Origin of the sequence: Butyrivibrio sp. VCB2001 (genome assembly GCF_000423965.1) — a bacterium.
GTDB lineage: Bacteria > Bacillota > Clostridia > Lachnospirales > Lachnospiraceae > Butyrivibrio.
Genome location: NZ_AUIZ01000002.1, coordinates 388,749 through 409,879 on the forward strand (window position 1 = coordinate 388,749; position 21,131 = coordinate 409,879).

The 21,131-nt window shown below is 44.8% G+C and carries 16 protein-coding genes and 1 other annotated feature; all 16 genes read right to left on the minus strand.

All coding sequences use genetic code 11. The features are described from left to right. Window positions 1-334: 334 nt before the first annotated feature. Window positions 335-1,525, minus strand: a complete 1,191-nt coding sequence (gene tuf, locus G589_RS0104520; protein ID WP_022765122.1) for an elongation factor Tu — start codon at window positions 1,523-1,525, stop codon at window positions 335-337. A 143-nt stretch (window positions 1,526-1,668) separates the two neighbouring features. Then, the gene (gene fusA / locus G589_RS0104525) at window positions 1,669-3,786 is read right to left on the minus strand and encodes an elongation factor G (protein WP_022770013.1); all 2,118 of its coding nucleotides are present in this window, start codon (window positions 3,784-3,786) and stop codon (window positions 1,669-1,671) included. Window positions 3,787-3,840: 54 nt separating this feature from the next. Further along, window positions 3,841-4,311, minus strand: coding sequence for a 30S ribosomal protein S7 (gene rpsG / locus G589_RS0104530; RefSeq protein ID WP_013281752.1), 471 nt, complete (start codon window positions 4,309-4,311; stop codon window positions 3,841-3,843). A gap of 150 nt (window positions 4,312-4,461) precedes the next feature. Further along, window positions 4,462-4,884, minus strand: coding sequence for a 30S ribosomal protein S12 (gene rpsL / locus G589_RS0104535; RefSeq protein ID WP_022770014.1), 423 nt, complete (start codon window positions 4,882-4,884; stop codon window positions 4,462-4,464). Between the two features lie 131 nt (window positions 4,885-5,015). Then, complete coding sequence (rpoC, locus tag G589_RS18900) at window positions 5,016-8,741, minus strand: DNA-directed RNA polymerase subunit beta' (protein WP_051192185.1); 3,726 nt, start codon at window positions 8,739-8,741, stop codon at window positions 5,016-5,018. 62 nt (window positions 8,742-8,803) lie between these two features. Next, window positions 8,804-12,667, minus strand: a complete 3,864-nt coding sequence (gene rpoB / locus G589_RS0104545; protein ID WP_026512601.1) for a DNA-directed RNA polymerase subunit beta — start codon at window positions 12,665-12,667, stop codon at window positions 8,804-8,806. 208 nt (window positions 12,668-12,875) lie between these two features. Continuing rightward, a complete protein-coding gene (gene rplL, locus G589_RS0104550) occupies window positions 12,876-13,253 on the minus strand; it encodes a 50S ribosomal protein L7/L12 (RefSeq protein WP_013281756.1) in 378 nt (125 codons plus the stop codon). Window positions 13,254-13,317: 64 nt separating this feature from the next. Continuing rightward, the gene (gene rplJ / locus G589_RS0104555) at window positions 13,318-13,926 is read right to left on the minus strand and encodes a 50S ribosomal protein L10 (RefSeq protein ID WP_026521251.1); all 609 of its coding nucleotides are present in this window, start codon (window positions 13,924-13,926) and stop codon (window positions 13,318-13,320) included. Between the two features lie 23 nt (window positions 13,927-13,949). Continuing rightward, window positions 13,950-14,090: a sequence feature (ribosomal protein L10 leader region), on the minus strand. A 52-nt stretch (window positions 14,091-14,142) separates the two neighbouring features. Next, window positions 14,143-15,444, minus strand: a complete 1,302-nt coding sequence (locus tag G589_RS0104560; RefSeq protein ID WP_242826415.1) for a CapA family protein — start codon at window positions 15,442-15,444, stop codon at window positions 14,143-14,145. An 86-nt stretch (window positions 15,445-15,530) separates the two neighbouring features. Continuing rightward, complete coding sequence (gene rplA / locus G589_RS0104565; protein WP_022765114.1) at window positions 15,531-16,220, minus strand: 50S ribosomal protein L1; 690 nt, start codon at window positions 16,218-16,220, stop codon at window positions 15,531-15,533. A 13-nt stretch (window positions 16,221-16,233) separates the two neighbouring features. Beyond that, window positions 16,234-16,659 carry a 50S ribosomal protein L11 gene (gene rplK, locus G589_RS0104570; protein ID WP_022765113.1) on the minus strand — a complete coding sequence of 142 codons (426 nt, stop codon included), beginning with the start codon at window positions 16,657-16,659 and terminating at the stop codon, window positions 16,234-16,236. 200 nt (window positions 16,660-16,859) lie between these two features. Continuing rightward, window positions 16,860-17,513, minus strand: a complete 654-nt coding sequence (gene nusG / locus G589_RS0104575) for a transcription termination/antitermination protein NusG (protein ID WP_026521253.1) — start codon at window positions 17,511-17,513, stop codon at window positions 16,860-16,862. Window positions 17,514-17,528: 15 nt separating this feature from the next. Beyond that, window positions 17,529-17,723 carry a preprotein translocase subunit SecE gene (gene secE / locus G589_RS0104580; RefSeq protein WP_022770022.1) on the minus strand — a complete coding sequence of 65 codons (195 nt, stop codon included), beginning with the start codon at window positions 17,721-17,723 and terminating at the stop codon, window positions 17,529-17,531. Window positions 17,724-17,754: 31 nt separating this feature from the next. After that, on the minus strand, window positions 17,755-17,904 hold the full coding sequence (rpmG, locus tag G589_RS0104585) for a 50S ribosomal protein L33 (protein ID WP_013281689.1): 150 nt from the start codon (window positions 17,902-17,904) through the stop codon (window positions 17,755-17,757). 118 nt (window positions 17,905-18,022) lie between these two features. Beyond that, entirely contained in the window at window positions 18,023-19,075 is a 1,053-nt protein-coding gene (locus G589_RS0104590; RefSeq protein ID WP_035775308.1) for a glycosyltransferase, read from the minus strand. Further along, on the minus strand, window positions 19,075-20,943 hold the full coding sequence (locus G589_RS0104595) for a hypothetical protein (RefSeq protein WP_026521255.1): 1,869 nt from the start codon (window positions 20,941-20,943) through the stop codon (window positions 19,075-19,077). Before G589_RS0104595 ends, G589_RS0104590 begins: the two co-directional genes overlap by 1 nt. Between the last annotated feature and the right edge of the window lie 188 nt (window positions 20,944-21,131).

The window sequence follows — 21,131 nt, forward strand, 5'->3', positions numbered from 1 at the left end:
ATTTATTGCATGAAAAAAGCGGGTGTCTTACCCGCCAATAGGTGGACCCGGGTCTTTCGACCAGCCCAGAAAGCTTTCGCTCTCTTCTTAAGAGAATATTACCATTATCCGTATTGAAAAACAAGTACAAGAATAATAAATTTATACTATTTTCATGGCTGAATTTTGGCACCGGAAACACCCTTTACAAAGGCGCATAAATACTGCCTTTTAGAAAAAACTCAAAATTTTTAGAGCCAAATTAGAGCCAAAGGTCATTTTCGGCTAGATTGTATACAAAAAAACAGCTTCCAGAGAAACTCTGGAAGCTGCATAAAATCTAGGTTTGTTAAGATTACTCTACGATTGTAGCAACCTTACCTGATCCAACTGTACGTCCACCCTCACGGATAGCGAACTTAAGACCCTGCTCCATAGCGATAGGGTGAATAAGCTCGATAGACATTGTTACGTGGTCACCAGGCATGCACATCTCAACACCATCAGGGAGGTTGCAGACACCTGTAACGTCAGTTGTTCTGAAGTAGAACTGAGGTCTGTAGTTTGTGAAGAAAGGTGTATGACGGCCACCCTCGTCCTTAGTAAGAACGTAAACCTCAGCAGTGAACTTTGTGTGGCATGTTACTGTGCCAGGCTTTGTTACAACCTGACCTCTCTGGATACCATCACGGTCAACACCACGGAGAAGAAGTCCTACGTTGTCACCAGCCTCGCAGTAGTCCATAGTCTTTCTGAACATCTCGATACCAGTACATACAGACTTAGATGTCTCTTCCTTAATACCAACGATTTCGATTTCGTCGTTGAGGTTAAGGTGACCTCTCTCTACTCTACCTGTAGCAACTGTTCCACGTCCTGTGATTGTGAATACGTCCTCAACAGGCATAAGGAAAGGCTTATCTGTCTCACGAGTAGGTTCAGGAATGTATGAATCAACTGTATCCATAAGCTCCATAACCTTGTCGCCCCACTCAGACTTAGGATCCTCAAGAGCCTTAAGAGCTGAACCACGGATGATAGGTGTGTCATCTCCAGGGAACTCATACTCTGTAAGAAGGTCTCTGATCTCCATCTCTACGAGATCAAGAAGCTCAGGATCGTCAACCATATCGCACTTGTTCATGAATACGATGATGTAAGGAACACCAACCTGACGAGCAAGAAGAACGTGCTCCTTAGTCTGTGCCATAACACCGTCAGTAGCAGCAACAACGAGGATAGAACCATCCATCTGAGCTGCACCTGTGATCATGTTCTTAACGTAGTCAGCGTGGCCAGGGCAGTCAACGTGAGCGTAGTGTCTGTTAGCTGTCTCGTACTCGATGTGAGCAGAGTTAATTGTGATTCCACGCTCTTTCTCTTCTGGAGCCTTATCGATCTGATCAAATGCAACAGCAGGTGAAAATCCTCTGTCTGCAAGAACAGTTGTGATAGCTGCTGTAAGAGTTGTCTTACCATGGTCAACGTGTCCGATTGTACCGATGTTTACGTGTGGCTTACTTCTGTCAAACTTAGCTTTTGCCATTTTTAAATATCCTCCTTAAGGTGAAATGTTGTTAATAAACATTTTCATACATAATTTAACCGACTATATCGATTATATTAAAAGTTTGCCGTGAAATCAAGCGTTAACTGTGATTTCACGGGACTTTTCTATTAATTTAATGATCAGTTGCCCTTATTTGAAAGAACTTTATCCTGAACATTCTTAGGAACCGGAGCATACTTCTCGAAGAACATTGAGTAGTTACCACGTCCCTGAGTTCTTGAACGAAGGTCTGTAGCATAGCCGAACATCTCAGCAAGAGGCACATGTGCTCTTACAATCTTTCCGCCGCCAAGATCATCCATACCTTCAACCTGTCCACGACGAGAGTTAACGTCACCGATAACATCTCCCATGTACTCCTCAGGCATAGTAACCTCAACCTTCATGATAGGCTCAAGAAGAACAGGTGCTCCCTTCTGCATAGCATCCTTGAATGCCATAGATCCGGCAATGTGGAATGCCATCTCAGATGAGTCTACCTCGTGGTATGATCCGTCGTAAACTGTAGCGTGTACACCAACAACAGGATATCCACCAAGTGTTCCGGCCTTCATAGCCTCTTCGATACCTTCGCTGATTGGCTGGATGAATTCCTTAGGAATAGCACCACCAACAACTTCGCTATCAAACTGGTAAAGGTTATCGCCGTTAGCATCCATAGGCTCGAAACGAACCTTACAATGTCCGTACTGACCACGTCCACCGGACTGCTTAGCATACTTAGACTCAACGTCTACAGCCTTTGTAAGGGCCTCTCTGTAAGCAACCTGAGGTGCACCAACGTTAGCCTCAACCTTATACTCTCTAAGAAGTCTGTCAACGATGATATCAAGGTGAAGCTCACCCATACCAGCGATGATTGTCTGACCTGTCTCAGGATTTGTATGAGCTCTGAATGTAGGATCTTCTTCAGCAAGCTTCATAAGAGCCTCATCAAGCTTCTGCTGACCGGCCTTAGTCTTAGGCTCGATAGCAAGCTCGATAACGGGATCAGGGAACTCCATTGACTCAAGGATAACAGGGTTCTTCTCATCACAGAGAGTATCACCTGTTACTGTGTTCTTAAGACCAACAGCAGCAGCGATATCACCTGAATATACCTTATCAAGGTCTGATCTCTTGTTAGCATGCATCTGAAGGATACGTCCAAGACGCTCCTTGCTGTCCTTAGTACTGTTAAGTACGTAAGAACCTGAATTAGCTGTTCCACGGTATACACGGAAGAATGCAAGCTTTCCTACGAAAGGATCGCTGACAATCTTGAATGCAAGAGCTGCGAATGGGCCATCATCTGTTGACTCAACCTCGATCTCATTACCTTCCATATCTGTACCCTTACAAGCAGGGATATCAAGAGGTGAAGGCATGAACTCGATAACTGCATCAATAAGCTTCTGGATACCTCTGTTTCTGTGAGCTGAACCACAGCAAACAGGGAAAGCCTTACACTCGCAAGTTGCCTTACGAAGTGCTGCCTTAAGATCAGCAACTGAAGGCTCCTCACCCTCAAGGTACTGCATCATAAGGTCTTCATCAAGATCGCAGATCTTCTCAACGAGTTCGCCATGATAAAGCTCAGCGTCATCCTTGAGTTCAGCAGGGATCTCACCAATAGTAACATCCTCGCCCTTATCATCGTTGTAGATGTAAGCCTGCATCTCGAAAAGATCGATAATTCCCTGGAACTGATCCTCAGCTCCGATAGGGATCTCAATCATAATAGCATTTTTCTTAAGTCTGTTACGGATCTGCTCAACAGCTCCGTAATAGTTAGCGCCGATGATATCCATCTTGTTGATGAATGCCATACGAGGAACGTTAAATCCATCAGCCTGTCTCCATACGTTCTCAGACTGAGGCTCAACGCCTTCCTTAGCACTAAATACTCCAACTGCACCATCAAGTACACGAAGTGAACGCTCAACCTCAACAGTGAAGTCTACGTGACCAGGAGTATCAATAATGTTGATACGATGCTCTAAAGCACCTGGCTTAGCCTTACCGTTCTCCTGAAGTGTCCAGTGGCAAGTTGTAGCTGCAGATGTGATTGTGATACCACGCTCCTGCTCCTGTTCCATCCAGTCCATGGTAGCAGTACCTTCGTAGGTCTCACCAATCTTGTAGTTAACACCGGTATAGTAAAGAATACGCTCTGTAAGAGTAGTCTTACCAGCATCAATATGAGCCATGATACCGATGTTCCTAGTTCTCTCCAATGGGTATTGTCTATCAGCCAAAGGTATTTCCTCCTATAATAATTAAACCATAGTCAACTCACATTCAGATAAAGATTAGAATCTGTAGTGTGAGAATGCCTTGTTTGCTTCTGCCATCTTGTGCATGTCTTCTTTTCTCTTTACAGCTGCACCAGTATTGTTGTATGCATCCATAATCTCTGAAGCGAGTCTGTCAACCATTGTCTTCTCGCCTCTAGCACGTGAGAAATTAACAAGCCAACGAAGAGCAAGAGCCTGACGTCTATCTGGTCTAACCTCGATAGGAACCTGGTATGTAGCACCACCAATACGTCTAGCTTTTACCTCGAGAGCAGGCATGATGTTGTTCATGGCTCCCTCGAATACTTCAAGAGCAGGCTTTCCAGCCTTCTCCTCTACCTGTGCGAATGCTCCGTATACGATTTTCTGGGCAACGCCCTTCTTGCCATCAAGCATAACTGTGTTGACAAGCTTGGTTACAACCTTGTTATCGTATAAAGGATCCGCTAATACGTCACGTTTTACAATATGTCCTTTACGCGGCACGGTTCTTCCCTCCTTTAGAATTGCAATGATAGTAATAAATCACTGCTTACTACAATCATCGGTACTCACTAATTTAGTGTACGTGCGGTATCTTACTTCTTTATATAGAATAGAACACCAACACTTTAAAAAATTAGATCTGTTGTTAAATTACTTCTTGGCTGCTTTAGGTCTCTTAGCGCCATACTTAGAACGAGCCTGTTTTCTGTCGGCTACGCCTGCTGTATCAAGAGTACCTCTGATGATGTGATACCTTGTACCAGGCAGATCCTTTACTCTTCCGCCACGGATGAGAACAACGCTGTGCTCCTGAAGGTTGTGTCCCTCACCAGGAATGTAGCTTGTAACCTCGATACCGTTAGAAAGACGTACTCTGGCGATTTTTCTCAGAGCAGAGTTAGGCTTCTTAGGTGTAGCTGTCTTAACAGCTGTGCAGACACCACGCTTCTGAGGAGAAGCTGTTGCTGTTGCCTTCTTGTGAAGAGAGTTGAAGCCCTTCTGAAGAGCAGGAGCAGTAGACTTCTTAACAGATGTCTGACGACCCTTTCTAACTAACTGGTTAAATGTTGGCATTCTTTTTACCTCCTATTTTGATATATGCATAAGACAAAGGGGCATAATTACCCCTTTGTCAATACACGCAATTATGAATTATATATTTCTTTATTTTTGTTGTCAACTAAAATTTTTATGACAACCTCGGATTACTCCTCGATATCGGAATCATCCATATCATCATCAGCATCAACAACCTTTGCACCTTCAAGTCTGTCATCGTCGAAATCTCTTCTTCTCTTCTTGAGAATGAGCTTCTCGGGATCCTTGAAGTTTGCATCAGTATTAAGTGCTGTGCTTCTGTATCTCTTCATTCCGGTTCCGGCAGGAATCAGCTTACCGATGATAACGTTCTCTTTAAGTCCGATAAGCGGATCAACCTTACCCTTGATAGCTGCATCTGTAAGAACCTTGGTTGTCTCCTGGAAGGAAGCAGCTGAGAGGAATGAATTGGTAGCAAGAGCTGCCTTGGTAATTCCGAGGATTACCTGTTTTCCTTCAGCAGGCTTTTTGCCTTCTGAGATAAGAGCCTCGTTGCTGTCCTCGAAATCAAGAACATCTACAAGAGTTCCGGGAAGGAAATCTGTATCTCCGCTCTCATCGATTCTTACCTTCTTGAGCATCTGACGAACAATAACCTCGATGTGCTTGTCGCAGATATCAACACCCTGAAGACGATATACTCTCTGAACTTCTCTGAGGAGATAATCCTGTACTGCACGGATTCCCTTGATCTTGAGAAGATCATGAGGATTTACTGAACCTTCTGTGAGTTCATCACCGGCCTCGATGTTTGTATCATCAAGAACCTTGATACGTGATCCGTAAGGGATGAGGTAAGCCTTTGACTCACCTGTCTCGTCGTTAGTTACAACAACCTCACGCTTCTTCTTTGTATCTCTGATCTCAACATGTCCGTCAAGCTCTGAGATAATGGCAAGTCCCTTAGGCTTTCTTGCCTCGAAAAGCTCCTCTACACGAGGAAGACCCTGTGTGATATCACCACCGGCAACACCACCGGTGTGGAAGGTTCTCATTGTAAGCTGTGTACCGGGCTCACCGATTGACTGAGCAGCGATGATACCTACTGCCTCACCGACCTGAACAGCCTCACCTGTTGCCATGTTAGCGCCGTAGCACTTAGCACAGATACCGTTATGTGAACGGCATGTAAGGATTGTTCTGATCTTAACTGCCTCTACCGGGCCACCCTTACTATTAACACCAACTGAAAGGATCTTAGCTGCACGAGAAGGTGTGATCATGTGATTCTTCTTAACAATTACGTTTCCGTCCTTGTCCTTGATGGTCTCACATGCATATCTTCCTGTGATTCTGTCCTCAAGTGGCTCGATTGTTTCTTTTCCATCAACGAAGGCCTTAACTGTCATGCCGGGAATTACTTCCTTGCCTGCGCAGCAATCAACCTCACGAATGATAAGTTCCTGTGATACGTCAACCATTCGACGTGTAAGGTATCCTGAATCGGCTGTACGAAGAGCTGTATCAGAAAGTCCCTTACGAGCACCGTGAGCTGACATGAAGTACTCCAGAACGTCAAGTCCTTCACGGAAGTTTGACTTGATAGGAAGTTCGATTGTACGTCCTGTTGTATCAGCCATAAGTCCACGCATACCTGCCAGCTGCTTGATCTGCTGGTTACTACCACGGGCACCGGAGTCAGCCATCATGTAGATGTTGTTGTACTTATCAAGACCTGCAAGCAGCTCCTCTGTGAGCTTCTTATCTGTGTCCATCCATGTATTAACAACTTCGCTGTAACGCTCCTCGTCTGTAATAAGACCTCTGCGGTAGTTAGCTGCGATAGCATCAACTGTAGCCTGTGCTTCATCAAGAAGCTGCTGCTTCTGCTCAGGCACTGTCATATCAGCGATAGAAACTGTCATGGCAGCACGTGTTGAGTAGTGGTAACCTGTAGCCTTGATGTTATCAAGAACCTCAGCAGTAGCAAATGTTCCGTGAGTATTGATCATCTTGGTAACGATCTGCTTAAGCTGTTTCTTACCAACCATGAAGTCAACTTCAAGCTTAAGGTAATTCTCAGGTACACTTCTGTCTACATATCCAAGATCCTGAGGAATGATCTCATTGAACAGGAATCTTCCAAGTGTAGACTCTACAAGACCGGATACAGTCTCGCCTTCGGCGTTAACCTTCTCCATTCTGATCTTGATCTTAGTCTGAAGTGTGATATATCCGTTTTCGTAAGCAAGGATAGCTTCGTCAACACTCTTGAAGCACTTACCCTCACCAAGGGCTCCGGGTCTCTCCTGTGTAAGGTAGTAAATACCAAGTACCATATCCTGTGTAGGTACGTTTACAGGGCCGCCGTCTGAAGGCTTAAGTAAGTTGTTAGGTGAGAGCATAAGGAATCTGCACTCAGCCTGAGCCTCTACTGACAATGGAAGGTGAACAGCCATCTGGTCACCGTCGAAGTCGGCGTTGAAAGGTGTACATGCAAGAGGATGAAGCTTAATAGCCTTACCTTCTACAAGAATTGGCTCAAATGCCTGAATACCAAGTCTGTGAAGTGTGGGAGCACGGTTAAGCATTACAGGGTGCTCTTTGATAACATCCTCAAGAACGTCCCAAACCTGCTCATCAAGACGCTCTACAAGCTTCTTGGCATTCTTGATATTCTGTGAAATTCCTCTGGATACAAGCTCCTTCATAACGAAAGGCTTGAACAGCTCGATAGCCATTTCCTTAGGAAGACCACACTGATAAATCTTAAGTTCAGGTCCTACAACGATAACGGAACGTCCTGAATAGTCAACACGCTTACCAAGAAGGTTCTGACGGAAACGTCCGCTCTTACCTTTGAGCATGTCTGAAAGAGACTTAAGAGCTCTGTTTCCGGGTCCGGTAACAGGTCTTCCTCTTCTACCGTTATCGATAAGTGCATCAACAGCTTCCTGAAGCATTCTCTTCTCGTTGCGAACGATGATGTCAGGAGCACCGAGATCAAGAAGTCTCTTAAGTCGGTTATTTCTGTTGATGATTCTTCTGTAAAGATCGTTAAGATCTGATGTAGCAAAACGTCCACCGTCAAGCTGTACCATAGGACGAAGATCCGGTGGGATTACAGGGATGCAATCCATGATCATCCATGCAGGGTCATTACCTGACTCTCTGAAAGCTTCTACAACTTCCAGTCTCTTGATGATTCTTGCTCTCTTCTGTCCGCTTGATGTATCAAGGCCTTCCTTGAGCTCTTTGTACTCAGCCTCAAGGTCGATAGCCTGAAGAAGTTCTTTAATGGACTCAGCACCCATTCCTGCACGGAACTTGCTGCCGAACTCTTCTCTTGCATCCTGGAACTCTTTCTCTGAGAGAACCTGCTTGTACTCCAGTGTTGTGTCACCGGGATCAAGTACTATATAAGAAGCGAAGTAAAGAACCTTCTCAAGTACACGGGGTGAAAGGTCAAGGATAAGTCCCATTCTGCTGGGAATTCCCTTGAAGTACCAAATGTGTGATACAGGAGCTGCGAGCTCGATGTATCCCATTCTCTCACGACGTACGCTGCTCTTTGTGATCTCAACACCACATCTGTCGCAGACAACGCCCTTATATCTAATCTTTTTATACTTACCGCAGTGGCACTCCCAATCCTTGGTTGGTCCAAAGATTCTTTCGCAGAACAGACCGTCCTTCTCAGGCTTAAGTGTTCTGTAGTTGATGGTCTCAGGCTTTGTTACCTCACCTCTGTTCTCCTCATCAACCTTGTGGGCCCAGCTCCTGATCTTCTCAGGAGATGCAAGGCCAATCTTGATTGAATCAAAGGTCATAGGCTGATAAGTCTGCTGCTGTGATGGTCTACCACTTGAAGCTTCATTTATTGCTTTATTCATAGTTGAATCAGACATTCGTTAACCTCTTTTCTGTAAGTAGTCGTTAATTACCGGTTAATCAATTACTCGTCAAAAGACTCTTCAGCGTCCTCAAATGACTCATCAGAATCAAAATCATCTACCTGCTCATCTTCGAGTTCGCCTTCATCGTTGAAACTCTGTTTTGTAAAGCCGTTAGCTTCAAATGACTCCTGCTTGTAATCGCGTCCTGATGTATCGCCTTCGATCTCGTAGCGGTAATCAGAATCTGTGTAATCAACGCTCTCCATGATCTCTACCTCAGTATTGTCCTCGCGAAGAACCTTGATATCCAGACCAAGTGACTGGAGCTCTTTCAAAAGAACCTTGAATGACTCAGGCACGCCTGGCTCAGGGATGTTGTCTCCCTTGATGATTGCTTCGTAAGTCTTAACACGACCGATAACATCGTCAGACTTAACTGTAAGGATTTCCTGAAGTGTATAAGCTGCACCGTAAGCTTCAAGTGCCCAAACTTCCATCTCTCCGAAACGCTGTCCACCGAACTGAGCTTTTCCACCCAGAGGCTGCTGTGTTACCAGTGAGTAAGGACCTGTTGAACGAGCGTGGATCTTATCGTCAACGAGGTGGTGGAGCTTAAGGTAATGCATGTGTCCGATTGTTGTAGGGCTGTCAAACTTCTGTCCGGTTCTACCGTCACGAAGCTGTACCTTTCCGTCTGATCTGATCGGAACGCCCTTCCAAAGCTCTCTGTGATCTCTGTTATCTGACAGATACTGCATGATCTCAGGATCTACAAGATCTTTGTATTTAGCTTCGAACTCTTCCCATGTGCTGTTAACGTAATCGTTAGCAAGCTCAAGAGTATCCTGAATATCTATCTCGTTTGCACCGTCGAAAATAGGTGTTGCGATGTTAAATCCAAGTGCCTTGGCAGCAAGTGAAAGGTGAATCTCCAGGACCTGTCCGATATTCATACGGGAAGGAACGCCCAGAGGATTAAGCACGATATCAAGTGGTCTGCCGTTAGGAAGATATGGCATATCCTCTATAGGAAGAACTCTTGAAACGACACCCTTGTTACCGTGACGGCCGGCCATCTTATCACCTACAGAGATCTTTCTCTTCTGTGCGATATAGATTCTGACTGCCTGGTTTACACCGGGTGAAAGCTCATCACCGTTCTCTCTTGTGAATACCTTGGCATCAACTACGATACCGTACTCACCGTGAGGAACCTTAAGGGATGTATCCCTAACTTCTCTTGCCTTCTCACCGAAGATAGCACGAAGGAGTCTCTCCTCAGCTGTAAGCTCTGTCTCTCCCTTAGGAGTAACCTTACCAACAAGGATATCACCGGCACGAACCTCAGCACCGATACGAATGATACCACGATCATCAAGATCCTTAAGGGCATCATCACCTACACCGGGAACGTCACGTGTGATCTCTTCAGGTCCGAGCTTAGTCTCACGGGCCTCTGCCTCGTACTCTTCAATATGTACAGATGTAAATACATCGTCTCTTACAAGTCTCTCTGAAAGAAGAACAGCATCCTCGTAGTTATAACCTTCCCAAGTCATGAATCCGATGAGAGGGTTCTTACCAAGACCAAGTTCTCCCTGTGATGTTGAAGGACCATCAGCGATAACCTGACCAGCCTCAACATGGTCGCCCTTGAAGACGATAGGTCTCTGGTTGTAGCAGTTACTCTGGTTTGATCTCTGGAACTTAATGAGGTGGAACTCTTCCTTCTCACCGTCATCGTAAGTCATCTGGATGAGCTTACTGTCTACGAAATCAACAGTTCCGGCCTTTCTTGCAACAACGCAAACGCCTGAGTCAACTGCTGCCTTTCTCTCCATACCTGTTCCAACCGCAGGAGCCTCTGTTGTTAAAAGAGGTACTGCCTGACGCTGCATGTTTGATCCCATCAGCGCACGGTTAGCATCGTCGTTCTCAAGGAACGGGATAAGTGCTGTAGCAACTGAGAATACCATACGAGGTGATACGTCCATGTACTCGAACATTGTCTTAGGATACTCAGAAGTCTCATCCTTATATCTTCCTGATACAGTCTTCTTCTTGAAGTGTCCTTCCTCATCAAGAGGTGTGTTCGCCTGAGCTACATGGTAGTTATCCTCTTCGTCAGCAGTAAGGTACTCAACCTCATCTGTTACTCTTGGATTCTCAGGATCTGACATATCTACCTTACGATAAGGTGCCTCAACAAATCCGTAGTCGTTAACTCTTGCATAGCTTGCAAGTGAGTTGATAAGACCGATGTTAGGACCTTCAGGTGTCTCGATAGGGCACATACGTCCATAGTGTGTATAGTGAACGTCTCGAACCTCGAATCCGGCTCTGTCTCTTGAAAGACCACCGGGTCCCAAAGCTGAAAGACGTCTCTTGTGAGTAAGCTCACCAAGAGGGTTGTTCTGATCCATGAACTGAGACAGCTGTGATGAACCAAAGAACTCTTTTACAGCAGCCTGTACAGGCTTGATGTTGATAAGAGTCTGAGGTGAGATCTCCTCAGTGTCATGTGTTGTCATTCTCTCACGAACAACTCTCTCAAGTCTTGAAAGACCGATACGATACTGATTCTGTAAAAGCTCACCTACGCAGCGGATACGTCTGTTGCCCAGATGGTCGATGTCATCATCGTTACCGATTCCGTACTCAAGATGAATATTATAGTTAATGGAAGCAATGATATCTTCCTTAGTGATGTGCTTAGGAATAAGCTCGTGTACGCGCTTCTTGATGGTCTCAGCAAGACCCTCAGGATCATTCTTAACTGTGTACTCCTCAAGGATTTCCTTAAGAACAGGATAGTAAACGTTCTCAGTAATTCCGAGCTGCTCAGGATCACACTCGATGAAGTGTGTGATGTCTACCATCATATTAGAAAGAACCTTAACGTTTCTCTCCTCTTCCTGAAGAATTACATAAGGAATAGCCGCATCCTGGATCTCAGTTGCAAGGGCACGGTCAACCTTTGTGCCTGCAGCAGCGATCATCTCGCCTGTTGTCTCATCAACAACATCCTCAGCGAGAACATGTCCGTTGATACGGTTCTTGAAGTGAAGCTTCTTATTGAATTTATATCTTCCTACCTTAGCAAGGTCATATCTTCTTGGATCGAAGAACATTGCTGTGATAAGGCTCTCAGCGCTCTCTACTGAAAGAGGCTCGCCGGGACGGATTTTTCTGTACAGCTCAAGAAGACCACTCTGGTAATCGGTTGAAGAATCCTTGGAGAAACTTCCCTGAATCTTGGGCTCATCGCCAAAGAGTTCAAGAATCTCCTCGTTTGTTCCGATTCCAAGTGCTCTGATAAGAACGGTTACAGGAACCTTTCTTGTTCTGTCTACTCTTGCGTAGAAGACATCGTTAGGATCGGTCTCATACTCAAGCCATGCACCTCTGTTAGGAATAACTGTGCAAGCCATGAGCTCTTTTCCGATCTTATCGTATGTAATATCGTAATAGATACCGGGTGAACGTACGAGCTGGCTGACAATAACACGCTCAGCACCGTTGATAACGAAAGTTCCGGTAGCTGTCATGAGAGGAAGGTCACCCATAAAAATCTCATGCTCTGTGATCTCGTCCTTCTCCTTGTTGTGAAGACGAACTTTAACCTTCAATGGAGCTGCGAATGTAGCGTCTCGCTCTTTACACTTCTCGATAGTGTTCTTGTTCTTATCGATTTCATCCTCGCAAAGCTTAAAATCGACAAATTCCAGACTGAGCTTCCCACTGTAGTCCTCAATTGGAGAAATATCGTCGAAGACTTCCTTTAAGCCTTCGTCGAGGAACCACTGATAAGAGTTCTTCTGAACTTCGATCAGGTTAGGCATCTCCAGGACTTCCTTCTGGCGCTGGAAACTCATTCGTAAGTTTTTACCAGAGCCGGTAGGATGTAATCTGTTTTTTTCCATTGACATTCACCCCGTTCTTTAATATTTTAAGTGATTAAATGAGTCACCTTAATAAGCGCACTAAAAAAATGCGCAAAAAGACCCACTTCACCACAATAGTGCATTGTCCATTATACGTCTAGCAGAATATGATGTCAAGAACTTTTTTGCAATAAAAAAGGGACGGATTAAAAATCCGTCCCTGATACATCTTAGAATATAGCCCGAATTACTTAAGAGTAACCTTTGCACCCTCAGCCTCAAGCTTAGCCTTGATGTCATCAGCCTCTGCCTTAGAAGCGTTCTCCTTAACCATCTTAGGAGCTCCATCAACGAGATCCTTTGCTTCCTTAAGTCCAAGACCTGTAAGCTCACGAACAACCTTGATAACCTTAACCTTGTTAGGACCAACCTCTGTAAGCTCTACGTTGAACTCTGTCTTCTCCTCACCAGCTGCTGCTGCGCCAGCTCCTGCTGCTGCAACTACAACGCCTGCTGCTGCAGATACGCCAAACTCTTCCTCGCAAGCCTTTACAAGATCGTTAAGCTCGAGAACTGTAAGCTCTTTGATAGCATCGATAAATTCTGCTGTTGTTAACTTTGCCATTATATTTTCCTCCATATAATTTGTAATTTTCAATAAATAATTTCAGTTTACTGCAACGAGTAAATTACTCTGCTGCAGGTGCTTCTGCTGCTTCAGCTGCTGGAGCCTCTGCTGCAGGTGCCTCTGCTGTCTCAGCAGGAGCTGCCTCTTCTGCAGGAGCAGGTGCTGCTTCCTCTGCAGGAGCTGCCTCGCCACCTTTCTCTGCGATCTGATTGATAACGCGAGCGAAGTTTGCGATAGGTGACTGCATAGAACCAAGCAATCTTGAAAGAAGAACTTCCTTTGAAGGAATAGATGCGATCTCAGACATAGCTGCTGCATCATAGAACTTTCCTTCGATTACACCACCCTTAATCTCAAGAGCCTTTGCCTTCTTAGCAAACTCATAGAGTACACGAGCAGGTGCTGCCGGATCTGACTCTGATACAGCCATTGCTGAAGGTCCGTTAAGAAGATCCTTGAGCTGCTCGAAATCAGTTCCCTGGAAAGCGAAGTTCATCATTGTGTTCTTGTACACCTTGTATGTTACGCCTTCTTCACGAAGCTTCTTACGAAGCTCTGTGTCCTGCGCAACAGTAAGTCCGCGGTGATCTACAAGTACGACTGCCTGAGCGTCTTTGATCTTCTCAGAGATCTCATTTACTACAGGCTGCTTCAATTCAACCTTTGCCATTTTTTTACCTCCTTATAGAATTTACCGCCGAAAAAAAACCTCTCGAAGACATCGAGAGGCAAAAAGTCTGAATTAAACTTTTCCTCGGCAGGCGCTTACACTTTACGTTCCACATAGTATTCATGCGGAACACCTGCTGTCTTCGGCATGGCGTCTTTTTGACGACCTTGAATAAAATATCATAAAAGAACAATAATGTCAAGCATTTTATCGTATTTATTTGGGACTGATATAACCGTTGTAATCCAGATGTATCCCCGGTGACATGGCAGCCATCTCATTTATGATCCTGTCATGCTCTGAGCCCGTAGCTTCAGTAACTGTACATCCGCTCTGCAAAGCAGGAACAAACTGGAGGTTAACTGCTCCGTCTTTATGCAGTGTTGTGATTATCATACAGGAATCAAGCGTCTTGGAGTTAAAGATGTAATTGCCCATACTGTAAACGACAGGAACACCGTCGACATAGTCAATCTTCTGAAGCACATGCGGATGCGAGCCGATGATCAGGTTAGCTCCGGCATCAGCAATCTCTTTTGCCTGATCTCTCTGGAGATAATCAATCTCACTTGTACTCTCGGTTCCCCAGTGGATGAACACTATAACGTAGGCACTCTTTTCCCTCGCCTCACGTATCCTCTCCAGTAAAAGAGCATCGTTCATGCATCTGAAAACTCCGGCAGAATCCTCTGTTGCCGGCTTGGTGTCCGGATAGTCGTTTCTCTCTATCTGAGTGGCACTTATGATTGCAATCTTCATTCCGTTACTTGTTATATAGTAGACCGGGTGAGATGCCTCATCTATATTGTTGCCCGCTCCCGAATATACAATTCCCGCATTTGACAAAGTAGTCATTGTATCAAGAAAAGCCTGCTCGCCGTAGTCATATGCATGGTTATTGGCCAGGCCTACGATATCAACACCCATTGTTCCAAGTATTGCAGATGTCTCCGGAGCAGCTCTGAAAGTATAAGTCTTGCCCTCGGTAGGTGATCCACCGTTAGAATACGGAAACTCGTTGTTGACCATCATGATGTCAACACCGCGCATCTTCTCAAGAAGGCTCTGCCCAACAACTCCTTCAGCCGTATTTCCGGCTCTTCTGAATGCATCGCCCACTGCATAGTTAGGATCAAAGAGAATGTCTCCGGCAAAACCGATGGTTACGGTTTCCGGATCCGCCGTACCTATAACATGGGTATAATCCTCATCGCCTTCATAAATAATTGCAGCTCGCTTAGCAGATTCCTCGTCTGTAACTGCAGCATTTTCGGCTCTTCCGGCCTCAGGGATAGCTTCCCACTTGGTTGCAAAAAGACCTTTCTGATACTTTTCATTTGAATACTTGAAATTACCAAAGATCAAAAGCGCAGGAATTCCGATTACCAGGATCGTAGAAAAAGTCAATAAGAAAGCCACTGTCTGTGGCTTTTTAAGAAAATCTTTTATATTTATCTTGTCAGTCCAGCTGTCCTGATCATAAAACCCTTTTCTCATAAGAGCATTATACCACAACATATTGTGGCATTCAAAGTCCATACATACAAAAAAGCGGACCACCGAATCGGTAGTCCGCCATTTCACATGTTTTATGCTGCGAAAGATTAATATCTGTTTGATACAACCTTTACGCCAGGGCCCATTGTTGTTGCAAGAGTAATGCTCTTGAGGTACTGACCCTTAACAGATGAAGGTCTAGCCTTTGTGATAGCATCCATAAGAGCGTTGAAGTTCTGCTCAAGCTGCTCCTCTGTGAAAGATGCCTTTCCTACAGGAACGTGGATGATGTTAGCCTTGTCAAGTCTGTACTCAATCTTACCAGCCTTGATATCAGCGATAGCCTTAGCTACGTCCATTGTAACTGTACCAGCCTTAGGGTTAGGCATAAGACCCTTAGGTCCAAGTACCTTACCAAGACGTCCAACAACGCCCATCATATCAGGTGTTGCAACTACAACGTCGAAATCAAGCCATCCTTCGTTCTGGATCTTAGGAATAAGCTCCTCGCCACCAACGTGGTCTGCACCAGCAGCCTGTGCCTCGTCAAGCTTTGTTCCCTTAGCGAAAACAAGAACCTTTACTTCCTTACCTGTTCCGTTAGGAAGAACTACAGCTCCTCTGATCTGCTGATCAGCGTGACGTGAATCACAACCTGTTCTGATGTGAGCTTCTACTGTCTCATCAAACTTTGCAGTAGCTGTCTTCTTAACAAGAGAGATAGCTTCTGCAGCTTCATACTGCTGAGTCTTGTCAACAAGCTTAGCAGCTTCTACGTATTTCTTTCCGTGTTTCATCTCTCATCCTCCATCAGTCTTCTACTACGATTCCCATGCTGCGAGCTGTTCCAGCGATCATGCTCATAGCGCCCTCAATGTCAACTGCATTAAGGTCAGGCATCTTGGTCTCTGCAATCTTTCTAACATCTTCCTTAGAAACGGTTGCAACCTTTGTCTTGTTAGGAACTCCTGATCCCTTCTGGATCTTAGCTGCCTTCTTAAGAAGAACTGCTGCAGGTGGAGTCTTTGTGATGAATGTGAAACTTCTGTCTGCATAAACTGTGATAACAACAGGGATGATAACGTCACCCTTATCTGCTGTCTGTGCGTTGAACTGCTTTGTGAATTCAACGATGTTTACACCATGCTGACCAAGAGCTGGTCCAACTGGTGGTGCTGGTGTTGCTTTACCAGCCTGGATCTGTAACTTAATATATCCTTCGACTTTCTTTGCCATTCTGGCACCTCCTGAAAATATGTGGTCGGCGCAAAGCCCACGGGTCTGCTCCCAGCGGTTCGGACTTGCGGCTTCGAAAAGACCTCAGCCGAGTCCTATCGCAGAGGCAAAACCAACATCGAGTAAAATACACTCGCTGGGTTTTGCTCCCACTCAGTGGATTGTAACTATATATTCAAGCGCACAGCGCCCAAATACCATTATGAATCGATTTTTCTTACTTCTGCAAAGCTGATCTCTACAGGTGTCTCGCGGCCAAACAGATCAACATTGATTGTAGCTGTCTGCTTACCGAAATCCATTCTCTGAACAACTCCGGCAGTATCTTTCCAAACACCGGCAATAACTGCGATCTCATCGCCAACACCGAAGTCAACGGCGATAGTGTTCTTGGTATTGATTCCAAGGTTCTTGATCTCAGCATCTGTAAGCGGAACGGGCTTGGATCCCGGTCCTACGAAACCTGTAACGCCACGTGTATTACGGACAACATACCATGTCTCATCGTTCATATCCATGTTAACAAGGACATATCCGGGGAACATCTTTCTCTGAACGTTCTTGCGAGCGCCATTCTTGACCTCTACAACATCCTGAAGAGGTACTCTTACCTCAAGGATCTGACTCTGAAGATGTCTGTTCTCTATGGTCTTCTCAAGGTTAGCCTTAACCTTGTTCTCATATCCGGAATATGTATGAACAACATACCAGTGAGCATTCTCGTTCTCAGTAGCGTTCTCAGCTTCTGTCACCTGATCTTCTGAAACCTCAGCATCTGATAATACCTCATCAGATACCACTTCGACAGAATCCTCTGCTACCTGCTCGAGACTCTTTTCCATTTCTTCTGACATATTATCTCCTTCTGATTAGAAAACGGATGTAATAAAATTCATTCCATATTCAAAAGCATAATCGAGTAAAGCGATCAGAGCACAGGCAATGACTGAAACAACAACTACTGCTGTTGTCTGCTTGATAACATCATCCCTTGTAGGCCATATGATCCTTGCAAACTCTGCCTTTACACCCTTAAAAAAAGTACCGATCTTGGACTGTTCCATATCGTAGTCTCCCTCCTATTCAAGGATGAAATTACTTTGTTTCCTTATGTAAAGTATGCTTCTTGCAGAAAGGGCAATACTTCTTCATTTCAACACGATCGGGATGTGTCTTCTTATCCTTAGTTGTGTCGTAGTTACGATTCTTGCAATCTGTGCATGCTAATGTAATTCTTGTACGCATTATTCCACCTCCGCGCGTTTATAAATTGTCTAATTTTGCGCATAAAAAAAAGACATAAATCTCTTGTCGCTTGTCTAATATAACATAGACATTTCTCCGCGTCAACACATTTTTATTGTTATTTATACACTATTTCTCTCTGGCATAAAAAGCTCACCAAAAACAGAACGCAGTCCACAGGAATTTTCACAACAAACTCCGGTGACGCGGGAATAAGTCCATGGAAGAAACTTACCAGAGCTCCGCTTAATAGCATTATACATACTGCCAGAACTGCATACTTGACCGCAGCCCACAGGCCGTTAGTTCTGCTCTTAAAAACAACCTTATAGTTAATAAGGAAATTATAGACAGCAGAAATCACTCTGGCCATTATGGTTGCCAACATAATATAGTCAAAGGGCAAAGACCTGCCACGCATCATTCCGCAGAATATTGTAAACAGCGCAATATCCACAACACTTGATGAGAGCGATGAGAACAGGAACTTGAAAAAGATCGCATAAATCCTTACGGAATCCACGATAGGATTAAAATGGCTGGATTTGTTTTCTTCTAAATATATAGTAGAAATAGGAACCTCTACAATCTTTATCCCAAGGCTCTTGGTGGCCAGCAGCATGTTAGTCTCAAACTCAAATCTGTCGCCTTTTTCTGTCAAAAGATATCTCATAAACTCCGAAGATATTCCCCTAAGCCCTGTCTGCGTATCGCTTATGCTCAGTCCCACAAGCACCTTCATAACCCTGCTGGTGGTCTTGTTTCCAAACACCGATCTTGCAGGAATCCCCGACTCATCAAAATTGCGCACGCCAAGCACCAGGCTCTTCGGATCCTGTCTCAGCGCATCCATGCACTTCTTTATATCAGGTGCTGTGTGCTGTCCGTCGGAATCTGCAGTGATAACGCCAAGCATATCCTCAAACTCACCCAGGCAATATTCAAAGGCTGTCTTAAGAGCTCTGCCCTTTCCTCTGTTGACCTCATGTTCAAGAACAATGGCACCTTTATTCTTAACTTCATCAAATATGTGGCCATAGGTCTCTTTATCGGACCCGTCGTTAACTACAACAATAGTAGACAACCCTGCTGACACAAGGTTGTCCATAAGACCTATAAGTCTATCATCCGGCTCATACGCCGGGATCACAATGGGTATGATCTTTCCCATCAATTACCTGCTCCTTCAATCTTATATACTCTGCCCGGCTCGAACTCTCCACTTGGAACAAGTTCAGAGAACAGGTCAAAAGATGCTCCATCTTTGTCTTCAACATAAAAATATGAAGCATGGCTTTCAAGCATCTTCTGCCTTATAGTATCTGACGTATCCTCTTCTGTCAAAAAGGCAGCATACACCAAAGCCGTCGGTGATGCTTCTTTACTTATATAAGTGTTGTGAACCCAATGGGACTCATGTCCGTCCCTGAAGACCACAATTCTCTTTCCCCAGTATGCCTTATCTGAGACTGCTTCTACGATCTCTTTTCCGTCATCACCTACCATATCTGAATTGTAGGTGATATTCTCGGCAATGTGAGCTTTGTATCCCCAAAGGTATTTCGCCATTCCGCTATAGTCGGCGCACAGCAGTACGAAAAGCGCACACGCGATGCCAAATATCGCAAACTGCTTCTTACCGCTCTTGGCCCTGAGCCTGTTAAAAGCTATGCTCACAAGGAAATAGATGCTTCCCAAAGTAAAGGGTGCGCAGTATCGTGCTATGGAAATTCCCATGGCGTAGGCGTCCAGATACTGGTCCTCTGTCTGGAACAGCGATATGTGAGCCATGAACACTATTGCATAAGTCAGGATTCCGGTTATAAGGGTGAAAAGAGCTATCTTCTTAATCTCGCTCTTTCCAAGAAGGGACAGCAAATACATTCCAATGATCACGCCGAATATAATGATCACCGCCGCTCCCGTAGAGAGGTCAATGGTCAGATTATGATCCGAATGCATGGGTTGGAAAAGAAAGCCTTCCGCGAAGTACCTCATCTTATCAATGGTATTATCCGGAGCTGTATAAGTTCCGGAAGTCGCCATCCTGATGCCTGCTCCCGTGAGCTTGGCAACTCTTCTGTTTATGAAGCAGAACAAAAGCCAGCTTCCGTAGGATGCTCCGGCAAACAATACCGATAACCACATAAGCTTATCTCTGTTCGCCATTAAAATATAGAAGATGAGTGCAAACAGCGCCCACTCAATACCAACAGATTTAGTCAGAAGAAGCACCGCCGTAAAAAGGCCTATCCTTACATAATAAAAGCCTTTGCCATGTCCGGCCTGATCATATATCGAAAGAAGCAAAGCCCCATATACAATAGCCATGGTTATATCTGAAGGCGTTCCGTAGTAGATGATTCCGTTGAACACTCCGGGGAAGATTGCAGTGCAGACAGATGCAAACACTTTAAGAAGCATCTTGCACCAGTTCTTCATATCTGTAGCTTCTATGGCCGCCTCAACTCTCGATAGCATTGGCAAAAGAAATATCAGACACAGCACAAAGTATCCGAGAAATTGAAGGCTCTCCGTATACTCTTTTCCTCCCAGCTGTAAAAACAGCCACTTTGCCAGAGATGGAATGGGCGGATAGTCACCGAACTCCGGCGAGACATTTCCGTACTTTCCGGGAAAGCCACCAAGGAAAAAGAGCTGCTTGGCGTCAGATGACCAGTAATTGATGTCATCCCACCAGGTAAACACCTGCTGCCTTGTCATAAATCCAACAAAGACAGTTACTGCACCGGCGCAGATAACTGCCGGATCTGCCAGTAGTCTGCCGTACTCAGAAAGCTCTTTTGCCAAAGAAGACTTACTGCTGCGGCTGTCAATTATCATGCGTACCAGCACATAAACTATGGCTATCGCAGATACAAAGAAAATGGCCTTCAGCCCTCTAAAGAAAGCCAGAAGATACATTATCATCAAAAGACCGGCAAAGGAAATTGCCAGTGTATCCGGGATATTCTCTTTATATGCTCTCGCCATTCTTGCGAAAACAAGAAGAAGCGCTATTATCACGATCCAAAACATTACTTTGTTCCACCTGCTCTAAAAATTCACTTATCTCATAATAATATATTAATTATTAACTTTCTATAAAATCGTATGAAATCTTATTCATTATTGTTGACATTTGACTTGCTTTTAGTATGATAAGGGTAACTAAACGTGGCTAGATATGCCCTCGTGCGACAGATACCAAAGGAATGGTAGAGTGA

What these genes read in the sequence shown, in the direction of transcription:
- tuf (WP_022765122.1), bottom strand. Translation starts at nt 1,525, where the DNA reads ATGGCAAAAGCTAAGTTTGACAGAAGTAAGCCACACGTAAACATCGGT.
- rpsL (WP_022770014.1), bottom strand. Translation starts at nt 4,884, where the DNA reads ATGCCAACATTTAACCAGTTAGTTAGAAAGGGTCGTCAGACATCTGTT.
- rpoC (WP_051192185.1), bottom strand. Translation starts at nt 8,741, where the DNA reads ATGAATAAAGCAATAAATGAAGCTTCAAGTGGTAGACCATCACAGCAG.
- rpoB (WP_026512601.1), bottom strand. Translation starts at nt 12,667, where the DNA reads ATGGAAAAAAACAGATTACATCCTACCGGCTCTGGTAAAAACTTACGA.
- rplL (WP_013281756.1), bottom strand. Translation starts at nt 13,253, where the DNA reads ATGGCAAAGTTAACAACAGCAGAATTTATCGATGCTATCAAAGAGCTT.
- rplJ (WP_026521251.1), bottom strand. Translation starts at nt 13,926, where the DNA reads ATGGCAAAGGTTGAATTGAAGCAGCCTGTAGTAAATGAGATCTCTGAG.
- G589_RS0104560 (WP_242826415.1), bottom strand. Translation starts at nt 15,444, where the DNA reads ATGTTGTGGTATAATGCTCTTATGAGAAAAGGGTTTTATGATCAGGAC.
- rplA (WP_022765114.1), bottom strand. Translation starts at nt 16,220, where the DNA reads ATGAAACACGGAAAGAAATACGTAGAAGCTGCTAAGCTTGTTGACAAG.
- rplK (WP_022765113.1), bottom strand. Translation starts at nt 16,659, where the DNA reads ATGGCAAAGAAAGTCGAAGGATATATTAAGTTACAGATCCAGGCTGGT.
- nusG (WP_026521253.1), bottom strand. Translation starts at nt 17,513, where the DNA reads ATGTCAGAAGAAATGGAAAAGAGTCTCGAGCAGGTAGCAGAGGATTCT.
- secE (WP_022770022.1), bottom strand. Translation starts at nt 17,723, where the DNA reads ATGGAACAGTCCAAGATCGGTACTTTTTTTAAGGGTGTAAAGGCAGAG.
- rpmG (WP_013281689.1), bottom strand. Translation starts at nt 17,904, where the DNA reads ATGCGTACAAGAATTACATTAGCATGCACAGATTGCAAGAATCGTAAC.
- G589_RS0104590 (WP_035775308.1), bottom strand. Translation starts at nt 19,075, where the DNA reads ATGGGAAAGATCATACCCATTGTGATCCCGGCGTATGAGCCGGATGAT.
- G589_RS0104595 (WP_026521255.1), bottom strand. Translation starts at nt 20,943, where the DNA reads ATGTTTTGGATCGTGATAATAGCGCTTCTTCTTGTTTTCGCAAGAATG.